This window comes from Bradyrhizobium sp. GCM10028915 (assembly GCF_042666195.1).
In the GTDB taxonomy this organism is placed as follows: Bacteria; Pseudomonadota; Alphaproteobacteria; order Rhizobiales; family Xanthobacteraceae; genus Bradyrhizobium; species Bradyrhizobium canariense_D.
Window position 1 is genome coordinate 206,312 of sequence record NZ_JBHTFN010000024.1, and the last position, 25,723, is coordinate 232,034.

28 protein-coding genes and 1 riboswitch are annotated in these 25,723 nt (G+C 64.6%); of the genes, 12 read left to right on the forward strand and 16 right to left on the reverse strand.

Going from position 1 to position 25,723, the window contains the following annotated elements; genetic code table 11:
* Positions 1-3: 3 nt before the first annotated feature.
* Both ACFQX9_RS15780 and alaS read right to left on the reverse strand, forming a co-directional pair.
* Positions 4-1,230, reverse strand: a complete 1,227-nt coding sequence (locus ACFQX9_RS15780; protein WP_247392666.1) for a cyclic nucleotide-gated ion channel — start codon at positions 1,228-1,230, stop codon at positions 4-6.
* A 4-nt stretch (positions 1,231-1,234) separates the two neighbouring features.
* Positions 1,235-3,928 (reverse strand): alanine--tRNA ligase, encoded by a 2,694-nt coding sequence (gene alaS / locus ACFQX9_RS15785; protein WP_377789331.1) that lies wholly within the window; start codon positions 3,926-3,928, stop codon positions 1,235-1,237.
* Positions 3,929-4,151: 223 nt separating this feature from the next.
* Positions 4,152-4,240, forward strand: a riboswitch (glycine riboswitch).
* A gap of 143 nt (positions 4,241-4,383) precedes the next feature.
* On the opposite strand from alaS, the gene gcvT reads away from it, so the two are divergent.
* From gcvT to gcvP, 3 genes are all read left to right on the forward strand, one after another.
* Positions 4,384-5,532 carry a glycine cleavage system aminomethyltransferase GcvT gene (gene gcvT / locus ACFQX9_RS15790; RefSeq protein WP_377789333.1) on the forward strand — a complete coding sequence of 383 codons (1,149 nt, stop codon included), beginning with the start codon at positions 4,384-4,386 and terminating at the stop codon, positions 5,530-5,532.
* Between the two features lie 11 nt (positions 5,533-5,543).
* A complete protein-coding gene (gene gcvH / locus ACFQX9_RS15795; RefSeq protein WP_085349374.1) occupies positions 5,544-5,912 on the forward strand; it encodes a glycine cleavage system protein GcvH in 369 nt (122 codons plus the stop codon).
* 157 nt (positions 5,913-6,069) lie between these two features.
* A complete protein-coding gene (gene gcvP, locus ACFQX9_RS15800; protein ID WP_377789534.1) occupies positions 6,070-8,934 on the forward strand; it encodes an aminomethyl-transferring glycine dehydrogenase in 2,865 nt (954 codons plus the stop codon).
* Positions 8,935-9,067: 133 nt separating this feature from the next.
* Here the strand turns inward: gcvP and ACFQX9_RS15805 are convergent, their stop codons facing one another.
* From ACFQX9_RS15805 to recA, 3 genes are all read right to left on the reverse strand, one after another.
* Entirely contained in the window at positions 9,068-10,060 is a 993-nt protein-coding gene (locus ACFQX9_RS15805) for a hypothetical protein (RefSeq protein ID WP_377789335.1), read from the reverse strand.
* A gap of 9 nt (positions 10,061-10,069) precedes the next feature.
* Positions 10,070-11,053, reverse strand: coding sequence for a hypothetical protein (locus ACFQX9_RS15810; RefSeq protein ID WP_377789337.1), 984 nt, complete (start codon positions 11,051-11,053; stop codon positions 10,070-10,072).
* A 103-nt stretch (positions 11,054-11,156) separates the two neighbouring features.
* A complete protein-coding gene (recA, locus tag ACFQX9_RS15815; protein WP_026233157.1) occupies positions 11,157-12,245 on the reverse strand; it encodes a recombinase RecA in 1,089 nt (362 codons plus the stop codon).
* 259 nt (positions 12,246-12,504) lie between these two features.
* On the opposite strand from recA, the gene ACFQX9_RS15820 reads away from it, so the two are divergent.
* Positions 12,505-12,672, forward strand: a complete 168-nt coding sequence (locus tag ACFQX9_RS15820; protein WP_377789339.1) for a hypothetical protein — start codon at positions 12,505-12,507, stop codon at positions 12,670-12,672.
* Positions 12,673-13,320: 648 nt separating this feature from the next.
* Here ACFQX9_RS15820 and ACFQX9_RS15825 read toward each other — a convergent pair.
* On the reverse strand, positions 13,321-13,590 hold the full coding sequence (locus ACFQX9_RS15825) for a DUF2798 domain-containing protein (RefSeq protein WP_377789341.1): 270 nt from the start codon (positions 13,588-13,590) through the stop codon (positions 13,321-13,323).
* A gap of 299 nt (positions 13,591-13,889) precedes the next feature.
* Here ACFQX9_RS15825 and ACFQX9_RS15830 point away from each other — a divergent pair, with 299 nt between their 5' ends.
* Both ACFQX9_RS15830 and ACFQX9_RS15835 read left to right on the forward strand, forming a co-directional pair.
* Positions 13,890-14,078 carry a hypothetical protein gene (locus ACFQX9_RS15830; protein WP_085349427.1) on the forward strand — a complete coding sequence of 63 codons (189 nt, stop codon included), beginning with the start codon at positions 13,890-13,892 and terminating at the stop codon, positions 14,076-14,078.
* 205 nt (positions 14,079-14,283) lie between these two features.
* On the forward strand, positions 14,284-14,517 hold the full coding sequence (locus tag ACFQX9_RS15835) for a DUF6894 family protein (RefSeq protein WP_018456379.1): 234 nt from the start codon (positions 14,284-14,286) through the stop codon (positions 14,515-14,517).
* Positions 14,518-14,526: 9 nt separating this feature from the next.
* On the opposite strand, the gene ACFQX9_RS15840 is transcribed toward ACFQX9_RS15835, so the two are convergent.
* Both ACFQX9_RS15840 and ACFQX9_RS15845 read right to left on the reverse strand, forming a co-directional pair.
* Positions 14,527-14,781 carry a hypothetical protein gene (locus tag ACFQX9_RS15840; RefSeq protein WP_007612182.1) on the reverse strand — a complete coding sequence of 85 codons (255 nt, stop codon included), beginning with the start codon at positions 14,779-14,781 and terminating at the stop codon, positions 14,527-14,529.
* 106 nt (positions 14,782-14,887) lie between these two features.
* The gene (locus tag ACFQX9_RS15845) at positions 14,888-15,199 is read right to left on the reverse strand and encodes a hypothetical protein (protein WP_026233159.1); all 312 of its coding nucleotides are present in this window, start codon (positions 15,197-15,199) and stop codon (positions 14,888-14,890) included.
* 360 nt (positions 15,200-15,559) lie between these two features.
* Between ACFQX9_RS15845 and ACFQX9_RS15850 the strand changes: the two genes are divergently transcribed.
* Positions 15,560-16,024, forward strand: coding sequence for a PaaI family thioesterase (locus ACFQX9_RS15850; RefSeq protein ID WP_377789344.1), 465 nt, complete (start codon positions 15,560-15,562; stop codon positions 16,022-16,024).
* 117 nt (positions 16,025-16,141) lie between these two features.
* Here the strand turns inward: ACFQX9_RS15850 and ACFQX9_RS15855 are convergent, their stop codons facing one another.
* The gene (locus ACFQX9_RS15855; RefSeq protein ID WP_377789346.1) at positions 16,142-16,435 is read right to left on the reverse strand and encodes an HdeA/HdeB family chaperone; all 294 of its coding nucleotides are present in this window, start codon (positions 16,433-16,435) and stop codon (positions 16,142-16,144) included.
* Between the two features lie 180 nt (positions 16,436-16,615).
* Between ACFQX9_RS15855 and ACFQX9_RS15860 the strand changes: the two genes are divergently transcribed.
* Positions 16,616-16,858 (forward strand): PilZ domain-containing protein, encoded by a 243-nt coding sequence (locus tag ACFQX9_RS15860; protein ID WP_247297240.1) that lies wholly within the window; start codon positions 16,616-16,618, stop codon positions 16,856-16,858.
* A 46-nt stretch (positions 16,859-16,904) separates the two neighbouring features.
* On the opposite strand, the gene ACFQX9_RS15865 is transcribed toward ACFQX9_RS15860, so the two are convergent.
* Both ACFQX9_RS15865 and ACFQX9_RS15870 read right to left on the reverse strand, forming a co-directional pair.
* Entirely contained in the window at positions 16,905-18,920 is a 2,016-nt protein-coding gene (locus ACFQX9_RS15865) for a pyrroloquinoline quinone-dependent dehydrogenase (RefSeq protein ID WP_377789535.1), read from the reverse strand.
* A 33-nt stretch (positions 18,921-18,953) separates the two neighbouring features.
* Positions 18,954-19,187 carry a hypothetical protein gene (locus ACFQX9_RS15870; protein WP_018456385.1) on the reverse strand — a complete coding sequence of 78 codons (234 nt, stop codon included), beginning with the start codon at positions 19,185-19,187 and terminating at the stop codon, positions 18,954-18,956.
* A 231-nt stretch (positions 19,188-19,418) separates the two neighbouring features.
* Here ACFQX9_RS15870 and ACFQX9_RS15875 point away from each other — a divergent pair, with 231 nt between their 5' ends.
* Both ACFQX9_RS15875 and ACFQX9_RS15880 read left to right on the forward strand, forming a co-directional pair.
* Complete coding sequence (locus ACFQX9_RS15875) at positions 19,419-19,823, forward strand: hypothetical protein (RefSeq protein ID WP_018456386.1); 405 nt, start codon at positions 19,419-19,421, stop codon at positions 19,821-19,823.
* Positions 19,824-19,933: 110 nt separating this feature from the next.
* On the forward strand, positions 19,934-20,263 hold the full coding sequence (locus ACFQX9_RS15880) for a hypothetical protein (RefSeq protein ID WP_018456387.1): 330 nt from the start codon (positions 19,934-19,936) through the stop codon (positions 20,261-20,263).
* Positions 20,264-20,320: 57 nt separating this feature from the next.
* On the opposite strand, the gene ACFQX9_RS15885 is transcribed toward ACFQX9_RS15880, so the two are convergent.
* Both ACFQX9_RS15885 and ACFQX9_RS15890 read right to left on the reverse strand, forming a co-directional pair.
* Positions 20,321-20,788, reverse strand: a complete 468-nt coding sequence (locus tag ACFQX9_RS15885) for a DUF6691 family protein (RefSeq protein ID WP_377789349.1) — start codon at positions 20,786-20,788, stop codon at positions 20,321-20,323.
* Between the two features lie 5 nt (positions 20,789-20,793).
* Positions 20,794-21,222, reverse strand: coding sequence for a YeeE/YedE family protein (locus tag ACFQX9_RS15890; RefSeq protein ID WP_377789352.1), 429 nt, complete (start codon positions 21,220-21,222; stop codon positions 20,794-20,796).
* A 169-nt stretch (positions 21,223-21,391) separates the two neighbouring features.
* Between ACFQX9_RS15890 and ACFQX9_RS15895 the strand changes: the two genes are divergently transcribed.
* Positions 21,392-22,555, forward strand: a complete 1,164-nt coding sequence (locus ACFQX9_RS15895; protein WP_377789354.1) for a GNAT family N-acetyltransferase — start codon at positions 21,392-21,394, stop codon at positions 22,553-22,555.
* An 8-nt stretch (positions 22,556-22,563) separates the two neighbouring features.
* Here ACFQX9_RS15895 and ACFQX9_RS15900 read toward each other — a convergent pair whose 3' ends face one another.
* A complete protein-coding gene (locus ACFQX9_RS15900) occupies positions 22,564-23,229 on the reverse strand; it encodes a DsbA family oxidoreductase (RefSeq protein ID WP_085349430.1) in 666 nt (221 codons plus the stop codon).
* A gap of 168 nt (positions 23,230-23,397) precedes the next feature.
* Here ACFQX9_RS15900 and ACFQX9_RS15905 point away from each other — a divergent pair, with 168 nt between their 5' ends.
* A complete protein-coding gene (locus tag ACFQX9_RS15905; protein ID WP_377789356.1) occupies positions 23,398-24,198 on the forward strand; it encodes a thioesterase family protein in 801 nt (266 codons plus the stop codon).
* Here the strand turns inward: ACFQX9_RS15905 and ACFQX9_RS15910 are convergent.
* Together ACFQX9_RS15910 and ACFQX9_RS15915 are read right to left on the reverse strand one after the other, a co-directional pair.
* Positions 24,186-24,842 carry a helix-turn-helix domain-containing protein gene (locus ACFQX9_RS15910; protein WP_377789358.1) on the reverse strand — a complete coding sequence of 219 codons (657 nt, stop codon included), beginning with the start codon at positions 24,840-24,842 and terminating at the stop codon, positions 24,186-24,188. The genes ACFQX9_RS15905 and ACFQX9_RS15910 overlap by 13 nt on opposite strands.
* Before the next feature lie 40 nt (positions 24,843-24,882).
* Complete coding sequence (locus ACFQX9_RS15915; protein ID WP_204511671.1) at positions 24,883-25,704, reverse strand: helix-turn-helix domain-containing protein; 822 nt, start codon at positions 25,702-25,704, stop codon at positions 24,883-24,885.
* Between the last annotated feature and the right edge of the window lie 19 nt (positions 25,705-25,723).

A 25,723-nucleotide genomic window follows, 5' to 3' on the forward strand; every position in this document is an offset into this window, starting at 1 on the left:
CCCTCAGCGGTCGGTGTCTTCGCGCTCCGCCTGCGCCAGCTCCGCCACTGCAAGGTCGCCGCTGCCCTCCAGTCGCGCCTTCGCCGTCTTGTGGACGTGCGCGGCGAGCGTCGGCATGCGTTCGATCAAGGCGTGAAAATCCTGGGCGTCGAGCACCAGCAGCCGGGTCTTGCGTGTCGCCGTCACCGTGCCGCTGCGTTTTGTCTTGTGCAGCAGCGCGATCTCGCCGAAGAAGGTGCCATCCGCGAGCCGCACCTGCTGGTTCGGCAGCGCGATCTCGACCTCGCCGGCGGTGATGAAATACATCGACGAAGCCGCATCGCCCCGCCGCACCAGGATCTCGCCCTGCTCGATCGTGCGCGCCCGCAGCAGCCGCATGATGTCGGCGATCTCGGATGCGCTGAGATGCGAGAACAGCGGCACCCGCGCCAGCATGCCCCAGGTGACGACAAAGTCCCGCCGCTTCACCTCTTCCGCAAAGGCCGTCGAGATGATCGCGACCGGCAGCGCGATCATGGCAAATCCACTGATGATGGTGAAGACGGAGATGAACTTTCCGAGCGCCGTCACCGGCACGACGTCGCCGTAACCGACGGTGCCGAGCGTCACGATCGCCCACCACATCGCCTGCGGAATGGTGCCGAGCTTGTCCGGCTGCACGTCGCGCTCGATGGCATAGAGCAGCGAGGCAAACGTCAGAACCGCGCCGATCAGGATGACGATGCAGCCGATCAGCGCCCGCCGCTCCGCGTGCACGGCCGCGAGCAGCGAGCGCATCGCCGGCGAGTAGCGCACCAGCTTGAAGAACGGCAGCACGCCGAGCGCTGCCAGCGTCGCATGCCGGCCCGTAGCGAGCACGACCGCAGCCGGCAGGAACGCGAGCAGATCGATGATGCCGAGTGCGGAGAAGACATAGCTGAGCCGGTCGGACAGCGCGGACGCCGGGCGCTGGGTATGGCCCGCCACCGTCCACAGCCGCGCCGCATATTCCAGCGCGAACACGATCACGGACAGGATGGTGATCGCCGAAAACAGCGCGCCGAATTGCGCGTCCAGCTCCGGCACCGAGGCAAGGATCATCGCGGCGACATCGAGCACGATGACGCCGATGATCAGCTGGATGAAGCGCGACCCGACCGAGTAGGCCAGCGGATCATGCTCCAGCAATTCGTAGAGGCGATCCCTCAGATTGGGATCGCGAAGCCCAATTCCTCGCGGAACGGGGCGCACCTGCCTACGCGCCGGCCGATTTTTGTTCAGCCATGGCTTTTTCGATCGCCGTGAGCGCCGCGGCCGCATTCGCGCCATCAGGGCCGCCGGCCTGCGCCATGTCGGGCCGCCCGCCGCCGCCCTTGCCGCCGAGCGCTTCGGAGGCGACCTTCACCAGATTGACCGCATTGAAACGCGAAGTGAGGTCCGCGGTGACGCCGACCACGACGCCGGCCTTGCCATCCTCGGTGACGCCGACGATAGCGACGACGCCGGAGCCGATCTGCTTCTTGCCGTCGTCGGCAAGGCTCTTGAGATCCTTCATCTCGATGCCCTCGACCGCGCGCGCCATCAGCTTGACGTCGCCGACTTCGCGCACACCTGAGGCCGCGCCGTTGCTCGAAGCTGCACCGCCGCCCATCGCCAGCTTCTTGCGGGCGTCGGAGAGTTCGCGCTCGAGCTTCTTGCGCTCCTCCATCAGAGCGGCAATGCGCGCCGGGACGTCGTCGATCGAGGTGCGCAGCTCGTGGGCCGCGGTCTTCGCCAGCGCCATGGTGTCGTTGGCGTGTTTTCGCGCGTAGTTGCCGGTTAAAGCCTCGATGCGGCGCACGCCGGAGGCGACCGCGCTCTCGCCCGTCAGCGTGATCAGCCCGATGTCGCCGGTCCGCCTGACATGCGTGCCGCCGCAAAGTTCGACCGACCAGCCGAGTGCGTTGGCGCCGCGCTCGCGCGCGGTCCGGCCCATCGAGACGACGCGAACCTCGTCGCCATATTTCTCGCCGAACAGGGCGCGTGCGCCGGCCTCACGGGCCTCGTCCACGCCCATGACGCGGGTCGAGACTTCGTCATTCTCCAGCACCACCTCGTTGGCGATGTCCTCGACGCGCGCGAGCTCTTCCGCCGTGATCGGCTTCGGATGCACGAAGTCGAAACGCAGCCGATCCGGCGCGACCATCGAGCCGCGCTGGGCGATGTGGTCGCCGAGCACCTGGCGCAGCGCCTCGTGGATGAGATGGGTCGCCGAATGATGCGCGCGGATCGAAAAGCGCCTGCCGTGATCCACTTCGAGCTGCAGCGCGGTGCCGAGCTTCAGCTCGCCGCTCTCCAATGTGCCGACGTGAACGAAGAAATCACCGAGCTTCTTCTGGGTGTCGGTGACGCGGAATTTGATGCCGCCCTCGCCGGTCAATACGCCGGTGTCGCCGACCTGGCCGCCGGACTCCGCGTAGAACGGCGTCTGGTTCAGCACGATCGCGCCCGTCTCGCCGGCCTTGAGGCTCGTGGCTTCCTTGCCGTCCTTGACCAGCGCAGTCACCACGCCTTCAGCGCTCTCGGTCTCGTAACCCAGGAATTCGGTTGCGCCCAGCTTCTCACGCAGCGGGAACCAGATCGATTCGGAAGCCGCTTCGCCCGACCCCTTCCAGGACTCGCGCGCCTTGGCCTTCTGACGCTCCATCGCGTCGGTGAAGGAAGCCTGGTCGACGCTGATGCCGCGCGACTTCAGCGCGTCCTGCGTCAAATCGAGCGGGAAGCCGTAAGTGTCGTACAGCGTGAAGGCGACGTCGCCGTCGAACATGTCGCCCTTCTTCAAGGACGCGCTCTTCTCGTCGAGAATGGCGAGGCCGCGCGTCAGCGTCTTGCGGAAGCGGGTTTCTTCCAGCCGCAGCGTTTCCTCGATCAAATTTTCCGCGCGCATCAAATCCGGATAGGCCTGGCCCATCTCGCGCACCAGCGCCCAGACCAGCCGATGCATCAGCGGCTCTTGCGCACCGAGCAGCTGCGCATGGCGCATCGCGCGGCGCATGATCCGGCGCAGCACATAACCGCGGCCCTCGTTCGAGGGCAGCACGCCGTCGGCGACGAGGAAGGCCGACGAACGCAGATGGTCGGCGATGACGCGGAACGAGGCCACGGTCTTCTCGTCCGGTCCGCTTCCCAGAGCCGACGCCGTTGCGTCGATCAAATGACGGAACAGGTCGGTCTCGAACACGCTGTCGACGCCCTGCATGATGCAGGCCATGCGCTCCAGTCCCATGCCGGTGTCGATCGAGGGACGCGGCAGCGCCACGCGCTCCTCCTTCGTCACCTGCTCGTACTGCATGAAGACGAGATTCCAGAATTCGAGGAAGCGATCGCCATCCTCCTCAGGCGAGCCCGGAGGCCCGCCCCAGATGTGCTCGCCGCGATCGATGAAGATCTCCGAGCACGGCCCGCACGGGCCGGTGTCGCCCATCGCCCAGAAATTGTCCGAGGTCGGGATGCGGATGATGCGGTCCTCGGAGAAGCCCGCGATCTTCTTCCACAGCCCGGCCGCCTCGTCGTCGGTGTGGTAGACCGTGACGAGCAGCTTGTCTTTCTTGAGCCCGAATTCCTTCGTGATCAGCGTCCAGGCCAGCTCGATCGCGCGCTCCTTGAAATAGTCGCCGAAGGAGAAGTTGCCGAGCATCTCGAAGAAGGTGAGATGGCGCGCGGTGTAGCCGACATTGTCGAGGTCATTGTGCTTGCCGCCGGCGCGCACGCATTTCTGCGAGGTGGTGGCGCGCTGATAGGGCCGCTTCTCGACGCCGGTGAAGACGTTCTTGAACTGCACCATGCCGGCATTGGTGAACATCAACGTCGGATCGTTGCGCGGCACCAATGGCGAGGACGACACGATCTCGTGGCCGTTCTCGGCAAAGAAGTTCAGAAAGGTCGACCTGATCTCGTTGACGCCGCTCATGTTCATCCAATCGGGTGTGCTTGCACCCGCCTTCCAGCCACCCAAACCGCAAGTTTGGGCTGATATCTGCGGGCCAATGCGCTTTTAGACAAGGCCAGCTTCGCTGTCCAGAAACTGTGCAGAGAGATCAAGGCGTTGCCGCAGTCGCGTAATCCCGTTGGAAAGCCGCCGATGCCGCGTTGACAGGCTTGGCCGGCCTGTGGTCTTTACCCATCTGTATCGTACGGCCACGTCGGGAGAGACCGGCACTGGTGCCGGCGCCGAAGGAGCAACCGCCCCGGAAACTCTCAGGCAAAAGGACCGCGTGGCTTTGACAGCATCTGGAAAGAGGCGCCGACGGGTTTAGGTCCGGACAGCGTCCGCCGACGGGATAATACTCTCAGGCACAGCGACAGATGGGGCTTCGACTGGTGTCCACGGGAAATCGTTCCCGGGGAACCGCCGAGGGCCCCCCGATGCTTGCGCGTGACGACAAAGACTCCCTGAAACGCACCCCCCTTTACAACCTGCATGTCTCGCTCGGCGGCAAGATGGTGCCGTTCGCGGGCTATGACATGCCCGTGCAATATCCGGCCGGAGTCCTGAAGGAGCACCTTCATACCCGCAACGCAGCCGGCCTGTTCGACGTCTCCCACATGGGCCAGATCGCGCTCCGGCCGAAATCCGGCAAGGTCGAGGACGCCGCCCGCGCGCTGGAACGGCTGGTGCCGCAGGATATCATGGCGATCGCGCCTGGCCGGCAGCGCTACGCCCAGTTCACCAATGCCGAGGGCGGGATTCTGGATGATCTGATGGTCGCCAATTTCGGCGATCACCTCTTCCTGGTCGTCAACGCCGCCTGCAAGGCCGAGGACGAGGCGCATCTGCGCGCGAATCTCTCGGACGATTGCGTCATCGAGCAGCTGGCTGACCGCGCGCTGATCGCGCTGCAGGGGCCGAAGGGGGAATCGGCGCTGGCGAAATTATGTGCAGAGGCGCCCGCCATGAAATTCATGGATTCCGGCCCGCACAAGGTTGCCGGCCTCGACTGCTTCGTCTCGCGCTCCGGCTATACCGGCGAGGACGGCTTCGAGATTTCGGTTCCTGCCGGCGATGCCGAACGGCTCGCCAAGGCCCTGCTGGACAATCCTGACGTCATGCCGATCGGGCTCGGCGCCCGTGACAGCCTGCGGCTCGAGGCCGGGCTTTGTCTTTACGGCCACGACATCGACACCGCGACCACGCCGGTCGAGGCGGCACTGGAATGGTCGGTGCAGAAGAGCCGCCGCACCGGCGGCGCGCGTGGCGGGGGCTTCCCCGGCGCGGCAAAGATTCTCGCCCATTTCGACCATGGCGCATCCCGCCGCCGCGTCGGCCTGCGCACCGAGGGCCGCGCGCCGGTGCGCGAAGGCGCGCTGCTGTTTGCGGATGCGACCTCCGCCGAGCCGATCGGAAAGGTCACCTCGGGCGGTTTCGGCCCGAGCCTGAATGCGCCGGTCGCGATGGGCTATGTGCCCACCGCATCGAGCGCGATCGACACAAAACTCTTCGCCGAGGTGCGCGGCCAACGCCTGGCCGTGCAAATCGCCGCCATGCCCTTCGTGAAAAACACCTACAAACGCTGAGGACCGAGAAAATGACCACGACGCTCTACACCTCCGACCACGAATGGCTCGCGATCGACGGCGATGTCGCCACCGTCGGGATCACCGACTACGCGCAATCGCAGCTCGGCGACGTCGTGTTCGTCGAATTGCCCAAGCTCGGCCGCGTGCTGAAGAAGGCGGAAGCCGCCGCTGTCGTGGAATCGGTCAAGGCCGCATCGGACGTCTACGCGCCTGTTAGCGGTGAGGTGCTCGAGACCAACCCCGAGCTCGCGAGCGAGCCGGCGCTGGTGAACTCGGACGCGCAGGGCAATGCGTGGTTCTTCAAGATCAAGATGGCCGACAAGAGCGAGCTCGGCGGCCTCATGGATGAAGCGGCGTACAAGGCCCACACGGCGTGAAGATATGAGCCGAGCCGTCTCCCCATACTCACTGTCATGCCCCGCGAAGGCGGGGCATCCAGTAAACGCAGCCGCTTCGGCTAGAGCCGAGAGGCCGCGGCGTACTGGATCGCCCGCCTTCGCGGGCGATGACAGCAACTCCTAGCGAGGACCCATGATGACCGCGCACCGCAAATCCAACGGCGATACCACGAGCTTCGTTCGCCGCCACATCGGCCCCTCCACGCGCGACGTCACCGCGATGCTCGAGGCCGTCGGCGCAAACAGCGTCGACGCGCTGATGGCGCAGACGCTGCCGGCTTCGATCCGGCAGACTGCTCCACTCGATCTCGGCAAGCCCTTGAGCGAGACCGAGGCGATCGCGCATATGGCCGAACTCGCCGCCCAGAACCAGGTCTTCACCTCGTTGATTGGCCAGGGCTATTCTGGCACGATCCTGCCCGCGGTGATCCAGCGCAACATCTTGGAGAGCCCGGCCTGGTACACGGCCTACACGCCCTACCAGCCCGAGATCAGCCAGGGCCGGCTGGAGGCGCTGCTCAACTTCCAGACCATGATCTGTGACCTCACCGGGCTCGACGTCGCCAACGCCTCGCTGCTCGACGAAGCCACCGCGGCCGCCGAAGCGATGGCACTCGCCGAGCGGCACTCGCGGGTCGAAGCAAAGGCCTTCTTCGTCGACAAGGACGTGCATCCGCAGACGCTCGCCGTGATGCGCACCCGCGCGGAGCCGCTGGGCTGGACCCTGGTCGTCGGCGACCCCCTCACCGATCTCGACAAGACGGACGTGCTTGGCGCGCTGCTGCAATACCCGGGCTCGTCAGGCGCTGTGCGCGACCTCAGGCCCGCGATCGCCAGCCTGAAGGCCAAGGGCGCACTCGCGATCATTGCCGCCGATCTGCTGGCGCTGACACTGCTCGCCTCGCCCGGCGAGCTCGGCGCGGACATCGCCATCGGCTCGGCGCAACGTTTTGGCGTGCCGATGGGGTATGGCGGGCCGCACGCAGCCTATATGGCGGTGCGCGATGCGCTGAAGCGTTCGCTGCCCGGCCGCATCGTCGGCCTCTCCGTGGATTCGCGCGGAATGCCGGCCTATCGCCTCGCGCTGCAGACCCGCGAGCAGCACATCCGCCGCGAGAAGGCGACCTCCAACATCTGCACCGCGCAGGTGCTGCTCGCCGTGATCGCCTCGATGTATGCGGTCTATCACGGCCCCGAAGGCCTTTCGCAGATCGCGCGCAATGTGCATCGCCGCACGGCGGTGCTGGCTGCCGGCCTGCGCAAGCTCGGCTTTGCGCTGCAGTCCGACAGTTTCTTCGACACGCTCAGCGTGGATGCAGGTGGCAAACGCGCCGAGATCGTCGCGCGCGCCTCTGCCGAGAAGATCAATCTCGGTATTGGTGAGAGCGCTCTGCGCATCGCGCTCGACGAGACCACCACGCCCGCGACGGTCGAAGCGGTCTGGCGCGCCTTCGGCGGCCAGCTTGCCTATGCCGAGATCGACGCCACCACGCGCGAGGCGCTGCCGGAGACGCTCAAGCGCGCGACCTCTTTCCTCACTCACCCCGTGTTCCACGCGCATCGCTCGGAAACCGAGATGCTGCGCTACATGCGCAAGCTCAGCGATCGCGACCTCGCGCTCGACCGCGCGATGATCCCGCTCGGCTCGTGCACCATGAAGCTGAACGCGACCACCGAGGTGATGCCGCTGACCTGGCCCGAGTTCGGCTCGCTGCATCCGTTCGCCCCGCGCGAGCAGGCACGCGGCTATCACGCGCTGTTCGCGCGCCTGGAGAAGTGGCTGTGCGACATCACCGGCTATGACGCGATCTCGCTGCAGCCGAACTCGGGCGCGCAAGGAGAATATGCCGGGCTTCTGGCCATCCGCGGCTATCACGCGGCGCGTGGCGAGACGCATCGCAAGATCTGCCTGATCCCCTCCTCCGCCCACGGCACCAACCCGGCCTCGGCCGCGATGGTCGGCATGGACGTCGTGGTGGTCGCCTGCGAGAAGAACGGCGACGTCGACGTCAATGATCTCCGCGCCAAGGCCGAGAAGCATTCGAACGACCTCGCCGCCGTCATGATCACCTATCCCTCGACCCATGGCGTGTTCGAGGAGCACATCCGCGAGATCTGCGACATCGTGCATGGCCATGGCGGGCAGGTTTATCTCGACGGCGCCAACCTCAACGCGCAGGTCGGCCTTAGCAGGCCCGGCGATTACGGCGCCGATGTCAGCCATCTCAACCTGCACAAGACCTTCTGCATCCCGCATGGCGGCGGCGGCCCGGGCATGGGCCCGATCGGCGTCAAGGCGCACCTTAAGCCGTTCTTGCCCGGTCATCCCGCGACGGATGGGAAAGCGCCCGTGGGGCCGGTCTCGGCCGCGCCGTTCGGCTCGGCTTCGATCCTCACCATCTCCTACATCTACATTCTGATGATGGGCGGCGAAGGCCTCAAGCGCGCCACCGAGATCGCGATCCTCAACGCCAACTACGTCGCAGCAAGGCTCGATGCGCACTTCCCGGTGCTCTACAAGAACGAAAAGGGCCGCGTCGCGCACGAGTGTATCGTCGATCCCCGCGCGCTGAAGACGACCTCAGGCGTCACCGTCGACGACATCGCCAAGCGCCTGATCGATTACGGCTTCCATGCGCCCACCATGAGTTTTCCGGTGCCGGGCACGCTGATGATCGAGCCGACCGAGTCGGAATCCAGGGCGGAGCTCGACCGTTTCTGCGATGCCATGATCGCGATCCGGAAGGAAATCGCCGAGGTCGAGGCCGGCCGCTTCAAGATCGAGGCGTCGCCGCTCCGCCACGCCCCGCACACCGTGCACGACATCGCGGATGACGACTGGAAGCGCGCCTACACCCGCGCCGAGGGCTGCTTCCCCGCGGGCACCTCGCGCACCGACAAATACTGGAGCCCGGTCGGGCGCGTCGACAACGTCTATGGCGACCGCAACCTGGTGTGCTCCTGCCCGCCGGTGAGCGATTACGCGGAGGCGGCGGAGTAACCGTTTTGTAGGGTGGGTTAGCCACCGGCTGCGCGAAGCGCAGTCGCCGGCGTAACCCACCACTTCTGTCTCTGGCGAAATGGAAGAGGTGGGCTACACTTCGCTAACCCACCCTCCGGCACGGAACACGCATTTAGGGCGCAACCAACGAGCGGGTCTCGGGGTCCCACCGCCAGAGTCGCTCGTTGGTCAGGTGAGTGCCGCCCCACCAGCGATCAATCCGGTTGTGCCGGCGAAAATCCTGGTCGCCTCCCAACACCGCCTTTCCGAACTCGGTCAGCGTCAATTGCGACCGCTCGCACCGATCGAACTGACTTGAATCGTTGTGCATCTCTAGCGAAAACGGACCTTGATCCAGTCCCGACACGGCCGGCCTCTCGCACCGCGCAAGGCCGTCAAGCAGCGCTCCAACTTCCCAATAACCATACACATCCAGCCCGTTGCACTTCTGATGGCCCGGAAAGACATCGAAAGGCTGCATGCCGCCTCGCGCGATGAGCTGGAGTATCCGCGCTTCCGTGGCTCCAAGGCCTGAGGCGGGACGCGGAAGTTCGTTGAGCAGAGCCCTCACGTGAGGGGCGAGTTGTGGCAGCCAGCTCAAATTGGTCTTGAAGAGATCCCTCCAACTTTGCGGGGTCGGCGCGCGATAGGCCCGCCATGCACGCTTGGCCGATTTGAGTTGACGAGGTGTGATCGCAACAGCCGGCGGGTAGAGTTCGCTTCGCGGTGGGTCGACATCCCTGACACCCAAGAACAGGGAGCGCACGACAAAGTCGGGATTTGCATCGTGTTGGCGGCCCCAATGATCGAGCAGCCAGAGCAGGATCAATTGCGCATTTGGCTCCGGCCCTCGCCAAAACTCGACCGTGTCATATTCCGCGAGCAGTTCAATCAGTCCTCGATCCTTCACGCCTGATTCCTCGAGACGCCAGGACGGCGTATCGTCGAGCCAGTGAAGCCCGCGGGGCTGTGTCGTACGCGGCGCAAAGAATGCGTCCAGCTCTGCATCGGCTGGCAACGGTCCCCAGACCAGCCGGCGCTCGATGGCAATCACGAGGTCGGCAAGGCCCGCCTGTTGAATAGCGCCGGCGATGGACGAGTCGGTCGTGACAATGAGCCGCGTCATGCCGTGGCCTCAAGGCTTCGTCAAAACATTACCGTAACGCCACAGCCGATCATTGGTCAGGTGCGTGCCGCCCCACCAGCGGTCGATCGGATTGTGGCGACTGAAATCTTCCTGATGGGCCAGGACGGCCCTGCCGAACTCGGTCAACGACAACCGGCTGCGGAGATAGACCTCGTGCCGAGCTCTTAAATTTTCGCGATCGATCGTGCGCAGTTCGTCGCCCAACCCGGCCACTACGGGCTTGGGGCCGAGCGCGAGCCCCTCGAGCAACGAACCCAACTCAAATTCTCCGAACACATATGTGCGCCGTTGCGAGCGCAGGTGAAACAACGCATTCGTGTTTGCAAACCCTCTGGCAAGGAGCTCCAGAAATCGCATCTCGGTCGCACCGAGACCCGTGAAAGGCGACGGCAGTTCTGCCAAGAGATCGAGCAAGGCCGGGCGCAGCATCAGCAATGCACTGAGATCCTGGTGAAGGACGACGCACGCCTCAGGGGTCATCGCGCGGTAGGCCGACCACGCCAACCGGGCAGTCTCGAACTCCTGGGCCCTAACAGGCACGACATGGATGTGCGGCTCGGACGCAGCGAGATCCTCACCGTGTGCTGTCGTCAGCTCGGATGACACAAGTCGAAGTCGAAGCTTTGGCACCAGCGAGGAGCAGGAGCTGAGGTGGTCCAGCAGGCAGACGAGCTGCAATTGATCCCGGGGAGCTGGGTCGAACCAAAGTTCAACCACGTCATATCGCTCGCAGAAGTCTGCCAGGGACAAGTCTTTGCGGTCCTTGATACCCTTGGGCCAGCGGATGCCCCAATCGGACCAATGATCACCCGGCCCGAGATTCGCCGAACGCGCCGCGAAATAGGCTGCGAGCTTCTCGGGTGAGGGCAGCGGTCCCCACTCAAAGTGAAACGAGGATGAGATGACAAGCTCCGCCAACCCGGATCGTGCGAGCTGGCCTCCGGACGAACTGGTCAAGATCAGACGCTTCATCGCACCACCCGGTGCCCCCACGCCAAACGAAACAGGCGCCGAAGACGTCGGCAACTCAACGTCCTCAGCGCCCGCTCCTCGCGAAAAACTTTACTGCTGAAGCTTACTCGTCCGCCGGCTCCTCGCCGTCGGCGTCACGCTCGGGGCTGCCGGCGAGAATCTGCTCGGCGATCAGGCCGGAGTTCTGGCGGATCGAGGTCTCGATCTTGGCGGTGATGTCGGGGTTGGCCTTCAGGAACGCTTTCGAATTCTCGCGGCCCTGGCCAAGACGCTGGCTGTCGTAGGAGAACCATGCGCCGGATTTTTCGACGATGCCGGCCTTGACGCCGAGATCGAGGATCTCGCCCATCTTGGAGACGCCCTCGCCGTACATGATGTCGAACTCGACCTGCTTGAACGGCGGCGCCAGCTTGTTCTTGACGACCTTGACGCGCGTGGTGTTGCCGACCACTTCGTCACGCTCCTTGATCGCGCCGATGCGGCGGATGTCGAGGCGGACGGAAGCATAGAATTTCAGCGCGTTGCCGCCGGTGGTGGTCTCCGGCGAGCCGTACATCACGCCGATCTTCATGCGGATCTGGTTGATGAAGATCACCATGGTATTGGACTTGTTGATGGACGCCGTCAGCTTGCGCAGCGCCTGGCTCATCAGACGCGCCTGCAGACCCGGCAGCGCATCGCCCATCTCGCCCTCGAGCTCGGCCTTCGGCACCAGCGCCGCGACCGAATCAATCACCAGCACGTCGACCGCGCCGGAGCGCACCAGCGTGTCGCAGATTTCCAGCGCCTGCTCGCCGGTGTCCGGCTGGGAGATCAGGAGCTCGTCGATATTGACGCCCAGCTTGCGCGCATAGACCGGGTCGAGCGCGTGCTCGGCGTCGATGAAGGCGCAGATGCCGCCCTTCTTCTGCCCTTCCGCCACCGTGTGCAGCGCCAGCGTGGTCTTGCCCGAGGATTCCGGCCCGTAGATCTCCACGACGCGCCCCTTCGGCAGGCCGCCGATCCCGAGCGCGATATCGAGCCCCAACGAGCCCGAAGAGACCGCCTCGACATCCATCGAACGGTCGTTCTTGCCGAGCTTCATCACCGAGCCCTTGCCGAACTGACGCTCGATCTGGGAGAGCGCGGCGGCGAGAGCTTTACTCTTGTCCATGGAGGATCCTTCGACGATACGCAGGGCAGTGGTGGACATCGGGTCGTGCTCCTTATGACGAGGATTCGCGTGAGGGACAAACGATTGGCGAGGCGGCGCGGCGATAAAAACAATGTACCCTATTTGTTCTAGGTTCGCAATATGTTCTTTTGGGAATTTGGCTGCCTGAAGCGCATCAAAGACGGATGCGCTGTGCGCCGTCAGGATTCCGCAATCCTGCGGCACCGAACCTTTCGCGGTCTGCGGCCTTCTCCTGGATGGACTCTTGGATGGGACCTCAACTGAGGGGACTTCAGTCATGACGGACAACACGCATCACGATACGACCCGGCGCACTCCGCTGCTGGAGGCGGCGCGGGAGGAGCTGAGCAAGTTCGAGCGCAAGGAAAACGAGTTCCGCAAGAAAGACCGCGAAGAGCGTGCCGCCGAACTCCGTTTGCCGCTGGGCGCGGTCAAGGTTCATTAGGCCGCTGGGACCGCGCTGGAGACGCTGCCGGAGCGGCCGCCCGTTGATCTCAGGGACTCGGCACGCGAATCGGGATTCGGATGGCCGTGGAAGGCGAGTCCGAGGAAATGTGGTATCTAAATACTACCAATAAGCCATTGATTGAGCGGGGAAATTTGTAGGCACGCTACTGTGCATGGGGTTGTTTTCGCGTTTTTGAAAGGCGCGCACGGGCCTTTCCACCCTCGGAGCCATCTCCCGCTCCAACAGCGCCTACAGCAGAACCAGCAACCCGATGCCGATCACCAGCACGACGAAGCCAGCCGCCGTCGCGGCGGCGAATGACCGCTCTACGTTGTCCATGATGCCACCCCGTTGCCGGCACGCCACGTTTCCCCCATGGCAGCACCGTCGCCGCGAAATCTCGCCTGCGGTTGTGTCCTGAGTTGTGCGAACGGATGTCGAAATTGGGACCGGTGCGGGGCCAGTCTGCGGCCCCCGCGCTCCGGCTTTTGCTGCCACCGTCGAGCCTTGTCAGGCTGTCGTAAGCTGAGCCGGCTAGGGTCATCCGGCTATGGTGTTGCAGCCCAGCACCTCAGCCTCCAATAACCTTCTCCCCGCTTGGTTCTCCCAAGCGGGGTTTTTTTCATTCCGATTTTCATCCGATTTTCATGCTGATTTTCTTGCCGGCCGGCCGGTTTGCGAACCGTCCTCCTCCCGCGTCAGCCGCAGCGAGAAGGCGCGGATCGCCGGCGCCGCGAGCAGCACGATCGGCAGCATCGCCGCCCATGCGATCAGCCACGACACCATCCAGTGCGCCAGGAAGTCCAGCGCGTTCCCTGCGGGAAAGCTGGCGATGCCCGCGGCGATCAGCGAGGTCAGTCCGGACTGGATGATTCCGAACACGAAATGAGAATAGCGGCGGGGAATGCCCGGCATGACGCGTCCATGTTGCTTGACCGCATCGGCCAAGCAAGGCACATGCCGCCGCGTTCCGGAAGGCGCCCTTACCCATCCCAGGAACTCTGTTCTTGGCCGGAGAACCACGGGCATGAGGTCTCGCGCCGACGCTGGGCGGCCGGCGTCTTTCGAATTTCGATTTCGGTATGTTCCGGAGCGCGTGCGTTTGCGCGATAGCCGTGAGCTATCCGGGGCTTACCGACAGATTTGGCTTTCCCTTGGAATATTATGCCGCCCAGCATGTTCTCAGTGATGGAAGTGAATCGTGGGAGATGGCCATGAATCACAGGGGCATCGAGTTCACCGTCGCCAAGACGGCAATTCCCGGCATCTGGCAGTGGCAGTTCCGGATCGGCGAGCAGATCAAGACCGGCAGGACCGAGACCAAGATCGATCTGTTGGCGATCCGACGGGTGCAGCTGCGCATCGATCGGGAGCTGAAGGCGATCGGGCGCAAAACCGCCTGAACGGCCGGACCGAGATCGTCGGCGGCATGGCGCCTCTGCGCGCCGCAGCCGCCATGACTTGAGCGCAGCATGGCTTGCAGGGCGCAAGCCGCGTCCATGGGGCTATTCCGTAGCCGCCCGGAATTGATCTGCCGCTGGTTTGGGATTGGACTGCCCGCGATTATGGCCGAGGGGACGGAGCCATCAGGCGCGATCGGTGCGAACCATGCCGCTCTACTTCTTTCGAATCCGGAACGGCCGCTATTCCGGCTGTGCCGACCAGGCGTCGGAATTTGCCGATCGCGATTTGGCCTGGAAGGAGATGACAAGCGTCTGCGCCGACATGGCCGCCGGCATCGCCCGCAAGCTCCAGGAAAATTCCGAATGGAATATGGAGCTGCTGGACGAGGCCAAGGAGCCCGTATTCCGGATCCGCATCACATCCGAAACCTTCGAATAGGGGCCGGCCCTAATCCGCGCTGGGCAGCCGCCGCATCGTGAATTCGATGTCGCCGCCGGGCAGCTCGCGCCAGGTCTCGACCGCGCTCATATAGCCGGCCTTGGGGTAGCGGGCGAAGAAAGCCTGCGCCCTCTCCCGTGCCGCCGCGCGCGGCAGCGTGAAGGTCTCGCGCAGATAGCCGTCGCCGGCCGTCGGGCCGGGCTTGCCGCCCATTTTTCGCCGGCGCGCCATCCGCTCGGCGAGATCCCGCGGACGATCGGCCATGTTCTGCTCTCCTCGACGCGATACACTCCCGCGCAATGTAGGAAGCAGGCCGATCAAAGAGGAGTCCCGGCCGGAGGCATTCAACCGCCGCCGCTCGGGCGGAAGGTCAATTGGCAGTCGTGCCGGACTTCTTCTTCGGCGCACCGGTTGCGGCCGACGCCTTTGGCGCCGCCGACGGCTTCGGCGGGTCGGAGCGCATGCCACCCCAGGGATCGTTGGACGCCTTGGAGTCTGGAATCTTCTTCAGCGTTTCCTTGTAAGCCCTGTCACGCTCGGCCTCAGCGGCCTTCTCCTCGGGGGTCTTGCCAGGCCCCTCCTGCAGCAAATTGAGATTGGGCATTTGCGCATAAGCCGGTCCCGCCAGCACGGTCGGTCCCGCCAGAACAGCCAGCACCGCGGCCATACGGAAAAGCTTCATCATTGACTCCTTGATCATCCATGGCGGCGCGGGTCGCCCGCGCCTTGTCACCCCTGCCACAACCGCAGGGGCCGCTCGGCCCGCTAGAGCCGGTCCGATCTGCACGATTTCGGCGCGTGGAGCCAGTCGTCCCAGATCGGGCCGCACTTGGTGCACCCGTTCAGCAACAGGCCGAGCCCGGCCAGACAAAACACGAGGACATACCTACGCAACATCACCCACCCATACCCACTCCATGGCATCATACCGGGCGAAGTCAGGCATTTTCAAGCCGACGGGACCCGCGGCAGACCGGCGACTTTGCCGCGCCGGTCCGCTCGAAATGCCGAACATCCGGCAATACAGGAGGGAACGACAGCAATGCCATCGCAGCCAGAAGCCGAGTTCGGCATCAGTGAGGCCCGACGCATCCTCGGCGAAGTCTTTGCGCCCTGGGTCCAGGATCTCAACCTGTCGGTCGAGCGCATCGATCACCTGCCGCCGCCGGACGTGCCGGACTGGCAGCCGGCAGCGCTCCTGCGCATGCCGTTCTCGGAGCGGCTGTGCCGCAACGGTGGTGTGGTCTGCGGCCAGGCGCTGATGGCGCTCGCCGACACCGCGATGGTGATCGCGAACCTCGCCGCCAACCGCGGCTATCGTCCGATGACGACGGTCGACCAGACCACGCATTTCATGCGCTCCGTCTCCTCGTCGGACGTGCTGGCCGACGCCCGCGTGGTGCGACTCGGACGCACCATGAGCTTTGGCCGGGTCATGCTGCTCTCGGCCACCGACAACAAGCCGGTGGCAATGGTGTCGAGTGCGTTCGCGATGCTGCCGGGGTGAGCATCATCCGAAAGAAGAAAGCCGCGTGAGCGCAAAGCGCACCGCGGCTCTCAATGGCGTCATGTCGAGACGGGTAGCGCGGTTGTGATCGCGCGTCGTGCCGACACGCGGCAGAAATTACTTGCCGAGCACTTCGTCAGCCGCGGTGACAATGCTGACGTTGGGATTTTTTCCGCAATAGCTGCCGAACTGCTTGGCGTTCTCGACGAATACGTCGGTGTCGATGATCGCGTTCTCTTCGTCGCCCTTGTACCAGCCGTCCATCCAGGTCAGCACCATCTTGATGGTGTCGTCGCCGCTCTCCAGGAACTGCTTGCAGCTCATGGTCGCGAGATCGAGCTTGGCGGCGTGGGCGGGCATGGACGAGAGCGAGAGCGCTGCGGCGAACAGAAGCGAAAACGTGGTCTTCATCAATATCTCCATCGGCGCGTAGCGCCACAAAGGAACGGCTTGGGGAAAAATCCGCGGAGTGACTTCCGCTTCGACGTCGTAAACGAAATCTGAAGCGCTGTGCAAGTAGCGCCAGTATTGAGTTTAGTTCAACGTAATTTCTATGCACTACTTCACAAAGATCATTATGGATTGACGCGGATGATCGAGAAGCGTGCAGCGCAGCGTTACCGTGTTTTCAAGGGTGGAAAGATCACCTTTGAAAACAGCGGAATCACGTGCACGGTGCGAAACATGTCGGCGGACGGCGCCGCAATCGACCTCGATGCCCTCGTCACATTGCCGCAATCGTTCACGCTCGCAATCGCGCGCGACAATTTCGTGCGCAAATGCCGCCCTGTCTGGCGTAGCGATAGGCGCATCGGCCTCGCTTTCGTACAGTAGTGCATACGATGTGAACGATCATTCGCATCGCGCGCGCGATGCTGCGTCATGTTCGCGCGACACGACGTCGGCGACGCCAGCGCAGGCTTGCAACCACGAGCGCGACGATCGCGACCGCGATCGCCGATGATGCCGCAAAAAATCGTCCACCGGGGCGATCGATCGTACGCGACCACAGCGACGGCCCCTCGCCCGGCCGTGCCAGGCGAAACGCAACGACGCTGTCGCCGATCGAGGTGCCTGCCTCGGAGTGGCCGCCGGCGCCGATCGCGACATACTGCTCGCCCTTCCAGAGATAGGTCATGGGATTGGCGACGCCGGGCACGGGCAGCCGACCCTGCCACAGCTCCCTGCCGCTGCGCGCATCGAAGGCGCGCAAATAGGCGTCCATCGCTCCGGTGAAGACGAGCCCGCCTGCCGTGACCGCGAGCCCGTTGACGAGCGGCGCACCCCACGGCAGCGGCACGCCGAGCGGGGCGAGATCCTCGGTGGTGCCGACCGTCGAACGCCAGAGGATCTTGCCGGCCTTCAGATCGACCGCGACCATCTCGCCCCAGGGCGGCTTGTTGCAAAGAAGCCCGAGCGGCGACATTGCCACCGCACGCGACATCGCAAACGGCGCACCCGTCTGCTGGCCGAAATCATGACCGGGCGGAGGATCGAATCCGGCCGCCTCCGCCCGCGGAATCAGCTTGATGAGATGAACAGCCCGGCTGGTGTTGGCATAGAGGACCTGGTTGACGGGATCGAAGGCCGCACTGCCCCAGTTCACTCCGCCGCCGGTGAAGGGAAACTCCAGCGTGCCTTGCGTTGAGGGTGGCGTGTACAGGCCCTCGTTGCGTGCCTCCGCAAACTGCTTCTCGCAAGCTGAGCGACGCAGGCTAGGAACGAGCGAGAGCGCATCCTCAGTCGAGATTTTTTGTGACATCAGAGGCGGCACATGCGTCGGGAATGGCTGCGTGGGCGACAGCCGTTCGCCTTCCGCGGCCCCCTGCGGGACGCTGCGCTCCTCGACCGCCCACACCGGCTTGCCGGTGTCGCGATCGAGCACGAAGACAAAGCCTTGCTTGGTCGGCTGGATCACGACATCGCGCTGACCTTCGCCGATGTCGATGCGCGTGAGCGTCGGTTGCGCCGGCAGATCGTAATCCCAGACGTCGTGATGCACGGTTTGGAATGCCCATACGAGCTCGCCCGTCTCGATGCGCAGCGCGACCACCGAATTGGCATGCTCGTTGTTGCCCGGCCGCTTGCCGCCCCAGAAATCCGGCGACGGCGAGGACGTCGGCAGGAATACCAGTCCGCGCGCCGCGTCGACCGACATCGGCGCCCAGACATTGGCGTGACCGGCTTCGATGCCGTCGCGCTTGAGCGGCTCGAACGTCCAGCGCGGCTGACCGCTACGCGCATCGAACGCACGCACCACACCGCTCGGCGCGTCGACGCGGCGGTTGTCGCCAATCGCGGAGCCGACCACGACGACCCCGCGGCCGACCGCCGGCGGCGAGGTGATCTGGAATTCGCCGGGCCACTCCAGCTTCATGCCAATGTCGGGCCTGACCTCACCGCCCTCGCCGAAGCCGGCACAGGGGATTCCTGTCTTCGCATCGAGCGCGATCAGGCGAACATCGTTGGTGCCCATGAAGATACGCGATCGACATGCGGCATCTACAGGCGCCTCATCGTCGATCCAGTAAGTGACGCCGCGGCAGACGTAGCGGTTGGCGGGACGCTGGTTCATCGCGATCCTGGGATCGTAGCGCCATTTCTGCGCGCCCGTACCGGGATCGAGCGCGATCACCTCGTTGAAAGGCGAGCAGAAGACCAGGCTGTCCTCGACGAACAGCGGCGTCGCCTGGAATTTGGTTCGCCGCATCACCCCGGGCGGCCGCGCCGCGAGATCGCCCGTGTGGAATTCGAAGGCCCGAACCAGGTTGCCGACATTGTCGGGCGTGATCTCTCGCAATGGCGAGAAGCGCGAGCCACCGGGATCGCCACCCCAGCTCTCCCAGGCGATGCCTGGCCGCGACGAAAACAAGAGGAGCGTGATGAGAGCGGCCAAATAGCAGGAGCGGGTCGCCAAGGCCCGCCTCACCTATTTCGGCTTCTTGCCAGGTTCAGGCGGACGCGCCCCGCTCCACGGATCGTACTTCTCCTTGGACTCGGGAATGCGCTCGAGTGCGGCCTTGTAGGCCTTCTCGTCGACCTTGGGCTTGTTGTCCGCCTTCTGGCCGCCCTCGTTAGGCTGACGCCTGCCACCGCCCATCTGCGCCTGCGCGGAGGCAACCGCCAGCGCAAGCACGGCGGCCGCTATGACCAAAATCCTCATGGGCGCAATCCCCCTCGTCTGGGGTACAAACTAGCCGGCAATTATGGAATAGCCAATGCCGCGGGCTCCAGGGCTTCAGAAAATCTTGGCTTCAGGAAATCTTGGCTTCAGGAAATCTTGGCTCCAAGAATCCTGGCTCCAAGGAATTCTGGCTTCAGCAAATTTTGATCGGCCGGGTCTTCGTCGGATCGCATTCGTGCCTATGTTTTGGCCCGCAGGGGACCTTCACGGATGTTACGGATTATTGCTCATGCCGCGCTGCTGGCCAGCGCGCTCGCGCTCGGGGCCTGCGGGTTTGCCGACAGCCGCGCACCGGTGCCCGAGTTCATGCGCATGAAGGAGGCCGAGCAGCCGCCGCCCGAATCGCCCCCCGACGTCAAACGCGTCGTGCGCGAGCAGATCGAAGTCGTCTTCCTCAGCACGTCCTATCCGCGTGAGGTGCATGTCGCCACACCCCATCGTGAGGTACGAGGACCGGGCTGGACAGCTTGCGTCCGCGCCCAGCTCACCTCGGCGACCGGATCGCCGCTCGGGCCACAGACCTACATCGTGACCATATCAGGCGGAAAAGTGGTCGATCGCCGCCGCGCCGAAGCGGACGATATCTGCGGATCGGAAAGCTACGAGCCGATCTAGGAAACGGATCAAGCCGACGTCCGATCCGGTTCCGGGAAAAACCTGTAATTTTGCCGGAACGATCATGGCCTCCCCTTCTTGTTACCGCCGAGGGCAGTTTCGAGGAGGACATGATGAGGACATTCACGATTGCGTTGCTGGCTGGCGTCGGAGCCTTGGCAGCGGTGAGCGGCGCGAAGGCCGCCGACGTCTATACGACCAGCGAATACACCAGCCCCGATCTCGTCCAGCAAGTGCGGCTGGTCTGCGACGATTCCGGCAATTGCTATCGCACCCGCGGCGGCTCGCGTGTGATCGTGCGCGACTCCTACGCGACGATGCCGCGTGACCGCTACTATGAGCGCCGCACCTATCGCGACTGGGACGATGGTCCGCGCGGCGGCGTCGGCATCCGCGCACCCGGCGTCAGTGTTGGCGTTGGTGTCGGCGATCGCTGGTAGTCGATGAAGCCATGAAATGCAGGACCGGACGAGATAACTCGCCCGGTCCTGTCCATGTCAGATCTCGAGCGGTTTTCCCGGCGTGACAATACGCGTTGCCGACGGGAGCTGCGCGATGAAGCGGGCGAGCACCATGCCGGCACACATCGCGACGACGAAGATGAAGGCGGAGGCCGAGCCAAATCCGAGCGCGGTCAATGCCGGGCCTGGACAAAAGCCTACGAGGCCCCAGCCGATACCGAAGATGGCGGGACCGGCGATAATTCTCGGATCGATATCGTTTCGCGTTGGGACATAGAAGCGGTCGGCGAAGACAGGCCTTGCGAGTTTCAAGACGCGGCTGAAGCCAATGAAGGTCACCGCGACCGCGCCAGCCATCACCAAGGCCAGGCTCGCGTCCCACGTTCCTGCCGGGATGCCGCCAATGTCCAGGAAATTCAGGACCTTTGCCGGGTTCGACATGCCTGAGACGATGAGACCAAGGCCAAAGACCACACCGATCGCGAACTGAATGAGGATCGTCATCGCGGTCAGCTCCAGTGCCGCATCACGAAGACGGTCGCCATGCCCGCCGCCATGAACGTCATGGTCGCGACTAGCGATCGCACCGACAACCGCGACAAGCCACAGACGCCGTGGCCAGAGGTGCAGCCGCTGCCCCACACCGCGCCGAAGCCGGTGAGCAATCCCGCGACGATCAGAAGCGGCGTTCCGGCGCCGATCGTTTGCGCCGGCAGGCCTCCCGTGACAAGGCGCACCAGAACGGGCGCGACGATAAGGCCCGCGACGAAGGCGAGCCGGCCGGCGAATTGCCGATCCTGGTAAGGCGGAAACAGCCGCGCCGCGATACCGCTGACCCCGGCGATCCGTCCCGTCGTCCACATCAGCAGCACGGCGGACAGGCCGATCAACGCGCCGCCAAGGAGCGACTCAATCGGCGTAAAAGGTGTGGCGACCATGATGATCCTCCGGCTCGAGAGCAATTCTGGCGTCCGTCGGCGCATTCGGCCGGCTCGCGGCCGGATGCTCAACGAGACGTTAATATTACCACTCGAATTGAAGCGGTGTCCCAACTGTATTTTCCAATCTTTGCGCTAAGCATGGCCTCCTGAACGGGGACGACGGGACGTGGTCGATATCGCGCACCAGGCTGCGATCAATCCGGCATCGGCAAAGCATGCCGCGACGGCGCGCGCGCGCGTCCCGCTCACCGCGATCGAACCCGGCCAGTGGCGCGCACTCGCGCAGCGCGCGATCGAGCCGAACGGATATTACCTGCCGGGCTGGGAGCTCGCTGTCAGTGCAACCGCGCGCGGCCGCACCGATGCCTCGGCGCTTTCCGCATACGATGGATCGCGGCTGATCGGGCTGATGCCGGTGATCTCGCTCTGGCGGGCATGGAAGATCCCCCTGCCCGCGCTGGTGAGCGCGCATCCCTATGGTACGCTGTGCAGCCCGCTGATCGACCGCCATGCCCCGATCGAGGCAGCGGCGCGCCTGTTGCAGCAGGCCCGCGCAACCGGGGCGCATGCGCTCGTGCTGAACGATGTCGCGCTCGATGGGACGGCAATGACCGCCCTCAGCCAAGTTCTGAATCGCGACGGCCTGAAGCCGCGCCTCCTCAACTCCTACATCCGCGCCAGCCTCGACGCGACCCAGGACGGTGAGACGCTGCTGCGCGACGCGCTCGGCACCAAAAAGCTCAAGGAGCTACGCCGCCAACGGCATCGCCTCGAAGAACATGGCGCAATCGTGTTCGACGTCGCGCGCAGCCCCGACGAGATCGGGCCGGCGCTCGAGACATTTTTGCAGCTCGAAGCCAGCGGCTGGAAGGGGAAGCGCGGAACCGCGCTGGTCCAGCACGCGGGCGATGCAACCTTCATCCGCCGCGCCGTTTCCGCGCTGGCGGAAACCGCGCAATGCGAGATCGTCACCCTTCGCGCCGGCGCGACGCCGGTGGCCGCGGGCATCGTGCTGCGACATCAGGATCGCGCTTTCTTCTTCAAGCTCGGCATCGACGAGCGCTTTGCAAGATATTCGCCGGGCGTGCAGCTCACGCTCGAGCTCACCCGCCGCCTCTGCGCCGATCCAGCCATCGCCAGCGCGGATTCCACGGCGAGCGCCGATCACCCCATGATCAATCCGATCTGGCGCGGGCGCTTCGCCGTCGGCGACGTGTTGATACCGTTGCGGCGGAACGACCCCATCGTGGCGCTGGTTCACGGAGCGCTCGCGGCGTACGGCATCGCCTACGCGGCGGCGCGTCGCGCAGTCCGCCTGCTTCGTAAATAGGATAGCTCCTACTCCGCCGCCTGGGCGTTGATCTCCGCCGAGACCTCGCGGATGGCGCGCGCGAGCATGTTGGGATCCTGCGCGCCGGAGACGGCGTATTTTTGCGCGAACACGTAGGTCGGCACGCCGGAGATGCCTTTCTCGGCGGCTTCCTGCGCGTCCGCCGATACGCGCGCGACGTCCTCGTCGGTGGCGAGGCGCCGGCGCACGTCGTCGGCATCGAGGCCGACATCGGCAGCCGCCTGCACAAGCACGTTCAAATCGGTGAGGTCGCCGCCGTCGCGGAAGTAGAGCTCCATCAGGCGCTGCTTCATCTCGGGCGCCTTGCCGATCGCCTCGGCCCAGAGGATCAGGCGGTGGCAGTCGGTGGTGTTGGGCTGACGCGCGACAAGCTCGGGCCGATAGACGAGCCCCTCTTCGCCCGCGGCCGCAACGACGCGTCCCGCAATGCCCTTGTAGGCCTCGACCGAGCCGAACTTCTTGGTGAGATACTCCTCCCGGCTGATGCCCTCGGACGGCACCCAGGGATTGAGGAAGAAGGGACGGAAATTGAGCTTGACCGGAACATCGGGCACCAGCGCCAGCGCACTCTCGATCCGGTGCTTGCCGATATAGCACCAGGGGCATACCACGTCGGAAACGACGTCGATCTGAAGCGGTTTCAACGTGCTCATGTCGGACGTCTCCTTCGGACGGTACGGGTTCGTCGGAAGATAAACCGAACCGGAGGCGGCGCAAGGCACCGGTCCTGCATGACTCACGACTTCACCTCTGCGGTTATTGTGACAGGCCTCACCCGACCCGATACTCGCGGCCACGATCAAGCACGAGGGGAAACCGCGATGACCGCTATTTTCAAGCCGGAAGGCCAGCAGTTCCGGGCTATGGAGCATGCCGGCGGCCCGTGGTCGCCTGACATGTTGCAGGGAAGCGCCACCACCGCCCTGATGACCCGCGACATCGACCGTCTCGCCACCGAATCCGGCTTTGCGGTGCGGCGCCTGACCTTCGACCTGTGGCGACCGGCGGGCCTGCGCGTCTTCCAGACCACCACCGAATTGTTGCGCGACGGCCGCAAGGCCAAGACCGCCCAGGTGCGGCTGATGGACGGAGAGACCGAGATCGGCCGTTGCACGGCGCTCTTGACGGCGCCGAGCGGAGAATCGCCCGTCGATCCCTTCGCCAGGCCCGCGACTATCGACAAGACGCCTGAGACAGGCGCAGCACCGCCGGCCTTCGCGCAGAAATGGAGCCGGTATTTCCAGAACGTGTCGGTGCGGCTGATCGAGGGCGCGCTGGAGAAGCCCGGCCCGGCCGCCGCCTGGATGCGACTTGATGCACCCCTGGTCGAGGGCGAACCGAACACACCACTGCTCCAAGCGGTGCAGGCCGCGGACTTTTCGAGCGGCGTTGCGCAGATCGTCGACATGCGCAACTGGACCTTTATCAATCCCGAGATCAGCCTCTACTTCTTCCGACCGCCGGAGAGCGAATGGATCCTGATCCGCGCCGCCACGCGCGTCGGCACCAACGGCGCGGGCCTGACCATGGCGACACTGAACGATCTCAAAGGTCCGTTTGCGGAGGTGATGCAAGCCATGAGCTTTGAGCGCCGCGACGCCGAGCGAGCTCAGGCCTCCTGAGCCGCAAGCGCGATCAGAGTGGCCTCGGACACGGCATCCGCCGGCATGAACATTTCAACGCGAAGCTCCTGAAGCGTCACGTCTTGCGGGGTCCCGAGCGTCAGCTGCCGCGCACGCGACAACAACGCGGTCGCGACGATGGGCCAATTCTCGACGAACGGCGTGAGCTCGTTCGGCGCGAGGAACATGCGCATGTGATTGAGCGGCCGCTGCATGCGTTCTTGCCCAAGCAGCATCGTCATCAGCCGCGACGCGGCGCAGTTGGCCTCCATCACGTTCCAGCGCCGATCGGTCACGATCGCGGGAAACGGTTCGTGCCGCCGGAGCAGAAGATCGATCGCGCGCCGCGCGTCGGCAAGCTCCGGCGCTGAAAGATCGCGCTCGCCGTATAGTCGCGCGAAACCCCCGGCCTCCAGCAGCGCATTGCGATCACGCAGCGACAAACCGAGGGCGGTCGCGAGCTGCAGGAGGATCTCCCGGCTTGCCGCCGCCTTGCCGGTCTCGACATAGCTCAGATGCTTGATCGAAATGCCGGCCTCGAACGCCAGCTCCGCCTGGCTCAATGCACGCCGCATGCGCCAGCCGCGCAAAAGGTCGCCGACCGGATTGGCCGACCGTAATGGCCGGGACGAGCGTGTGTCCATCCGGGGATTATGCGAGCGCCACCGCCTCCTGTAAACGGCACTACTGCAAGCCAGCCGCCATCTGCTTCAGCCGCTCGGCAGTGCGCTCGTCGGCCGGGAAGAAGGTTTCCAGAGCCAGCTCCGACAGCGTGATGTCGACGGGCGTACCGAATACCATGGTGGTGGAGAAGAAACTTAGTATCTCCCCCTCGTGGCGCAGCTTGAAGGGGATCGCGACATTGTCGCTCGACAGCGGCGCCGCGCGCGCCGGGATCGGATAACTCTTCAAGTCGTTATACAGCTTGATCAGCTCGGGATCGGCCGTGGCCTCGCATTGCCGGTGCAGCCGCTCCAGGAGATGTCCGCACCATTCCGCGAGATTGACCGTGCGCGGCGCCAGCGCCTCGGGATGGAAGGCAAGCCTCAGCACGTTGAAGGGCTGACCGAGCAGCCGCTGCGGGATGCCGGCGAGCAGCGGCGCCAGCATGCGGTTGGCGGAGACCAGATTCCAGTGCCGGTCATAGGCCAGCGCCGGATTCGGCTCATGCGCCCTGAGGACGAGGTCGATCGCCTGGCGGGCTGATTTCAAGGCGGGATCCTCCAGCGTGCGTTGCGGAAAGGCCGGGGCATAGCCGGCGGCGACCAGCAGCACGTTGCGTTCGCGCAGTGGCACGTCGAGACGCTCGGCGAGTCTGAGCACCATGTCGCGCGAGGGCGCGGCGCGGCCGGTCTCGACGAAGCTCAAATGCCGCGCCGAGATTTCGGCCTCACCGGCGAGATCGAGCTGGCTCATGCGGCGGCGCTGCCGCCATTCGCGCAAATGGTCGCCGATATGGACCGGCTGGCTGCGTTCGGCCTGTGCGGTGGATGCATGTGCGTTCATGGTCGAAAACCTAGCACGC

Excerpts from the sequence above, each read along its gene's own strand:
- alaS (WP_377789331.1), bottom strand. The coding sequence starts at position 3,928 with ATGAGCGGCGTCAACGAGATCAGGTCGACCTTTCTGAACTTCTTTGCC.
- gcvT (WP_377789333.1), top strand. The coding sequence starts at position 4,384 with ATGCTTGCGCGTGACGACAAAGACTCCCTGAAACGCACCCCCCTTTAC.
- gcvH (WP_085349374.1), top strand. The coding sequence starts at position 5,544 with ATGACCACGACGCTCTACACCTCCGACCACGAATGGCTCGCGATCGAC.
- gcvP (WP_377789534.1), top strand. The coding sequence starts at position 6,070 with ATGACCGCGCACCGCAAATCCAACGGCGATACCACGAGCTTCGTTCGC.
- ACFQX9_RS15805 (WP_377789335.1), bottom strand. The coding sequence starts at position 10,060 with ATGACGCGGCTCATTGTCACGACCGACTCGTCCATCGCCGGCGCTATT.
- ACFQX9_RS15810 (WP_377789337.1), bottom strand. The coding sequence starts at position 11,053 with ATGAAGCGTCTGATCTTGACCAGTTCGTCCGGAGGCCAGCTCGCACGA.
- recA (WP_026233157.1), bottom strand. The coding sequence starts at position 12,245 with ATGTCCACCACTGCCCTGCGTATCGTCGAAGGATCCTCCATGGACAAG.
- ACFQX9_RS15820 (WP_377789339.1), top strand. The coding sequence starts at position 12,505 with ATGACGGACAACACGCATCACGATACGACCCGGCGCACTCCGCTGCTG.
- ACFQX9_RS15825 (WP_377789341.1), bottom strand. The coding sequence starts at position 13,590 with ATGCCGGGCATTCCCCGCCGCTATTCTCATTTCGTGTTCGGAATCATC.
- ACFQX9_RS15830 (WP_085349427.1), top strand. The coding sequence starts at position 13,890 with ATGAATCACAGGGGCATCGAGTTCACCGTCGCCAAGACGGCAATTCCC.
- ACFQX9_RS15835 (WP_018456379.1), top strand. The coding sequence starts at position 14,284 with ATGCCGCTCTACTTCTTTCGAATCCGGAACGGCCGCTATTCCGGCTGT.
- ACFQX9_RS15840 (WP_007612182.1), bottom strand. The coding sequence starts at position 14,781 with ATGGCCGATCGTCCGCGGGATCTCGCCGAGCGGATGGCGCGCCGGCGA.
- ACFQX9_RS15845 (WP_026233159.1), bottom strand. The coding sequence starts at position 15,199 with ATGAAGCTTTTCCGTATGGCCGCGGTGCTGGCTGTTCTGGCGGGACCG.
- ACFQX9_RS15850 (WP_377789344.1), top strand. The coding sequence starts at position 15,560 with ATGCCATCGCAGCCAGAAGCCGAGTTCGGCATCAGTGAGGCCCGACGC.
- ACFQX9_RS15855 (WP_377789346.1), bottom strand. The coding sequence starts at position 16,435 with ATGAAGACCACGTTTTCGCTTCTGTTCGCCGCAGCGCTCTCGCTCTCG.
- ACFQX9_RS15860 (WP_247297240.1), top strand. The coding sequence starts at position 16,616 with ATGATCGAGAAGCGTGCAGCGCAGCGTTACCGTGTTTTCAAGGGTGGA.
- ACFQX9_RS15870 (WP_018456385.1), bottom strand. The coding sequence starts at position 19,187 with ATGAGGATTTTGGTCATAGCGGCCGCCGTGCTTGCGCTGGCGGTTGCC.
- ACFQX9_RS15875 (WP_018456386.1), top strand. The coding sequence starts at position 19,419 with ATGTTACGGATTATTGCTCATGCCGCGCTGCTGGCCAGCGCGCTCGCG.
- ACFQX9_RS15880 (WP_018456387.1), top strand. The coding sequence starts at position 19,934 with ATGATGAGGACATTCACGATTGCGTTGCTGGCTGGCGTCGGAGCCTTG.
- ACFQX9_RS15885 (WP_377789349.1), bottom strand. The coding sequence starts at position 20,788 with ATGACGATCCTCATTCAGTTCGCGATCGGTGTGGTCTTTGGCCTTGGT.
- ACFQX9_RS15890 (WP_377789352.1), bottom strand. The coding sequence starts at position 21,222 with ATGGTCGCCACACCTTTTACGCCGATTGAGTCGCTCCTTGGCGGCGCG.
- ACFQX9_RS15900 (WP_085349430.1), bottom strand. The coding sequence starts at position 23,229 with ATGAGCACGTTGAAACCGCTTCAGATCGACGTCGTTTCCGACGTGGTA.
- ACFQX9_RS15905 (WP_377789356.1), top strand. The coding sequence starts at position 23,398 with ATGACCGCTATTTTCAAGCCGGAAGGCCAGCAGTTCCGGGCTATGGAG.
- ACFQX9_RS15910 (WP_377789358.1), bottom strand. The coding sequence starts at position 24,842 with ATGGACACACGCTCGTCCCGGCCATTACGGTCGGCCAATCCGGTCGGC.
- ACFQX9_RS15915 (WP_204511671.1), bottom strand. The coding sequence starts at position 25,704 with ATGAACGCACATGCATCCACCGCACAGGCCGAACGCAGCCAGCCGGTC.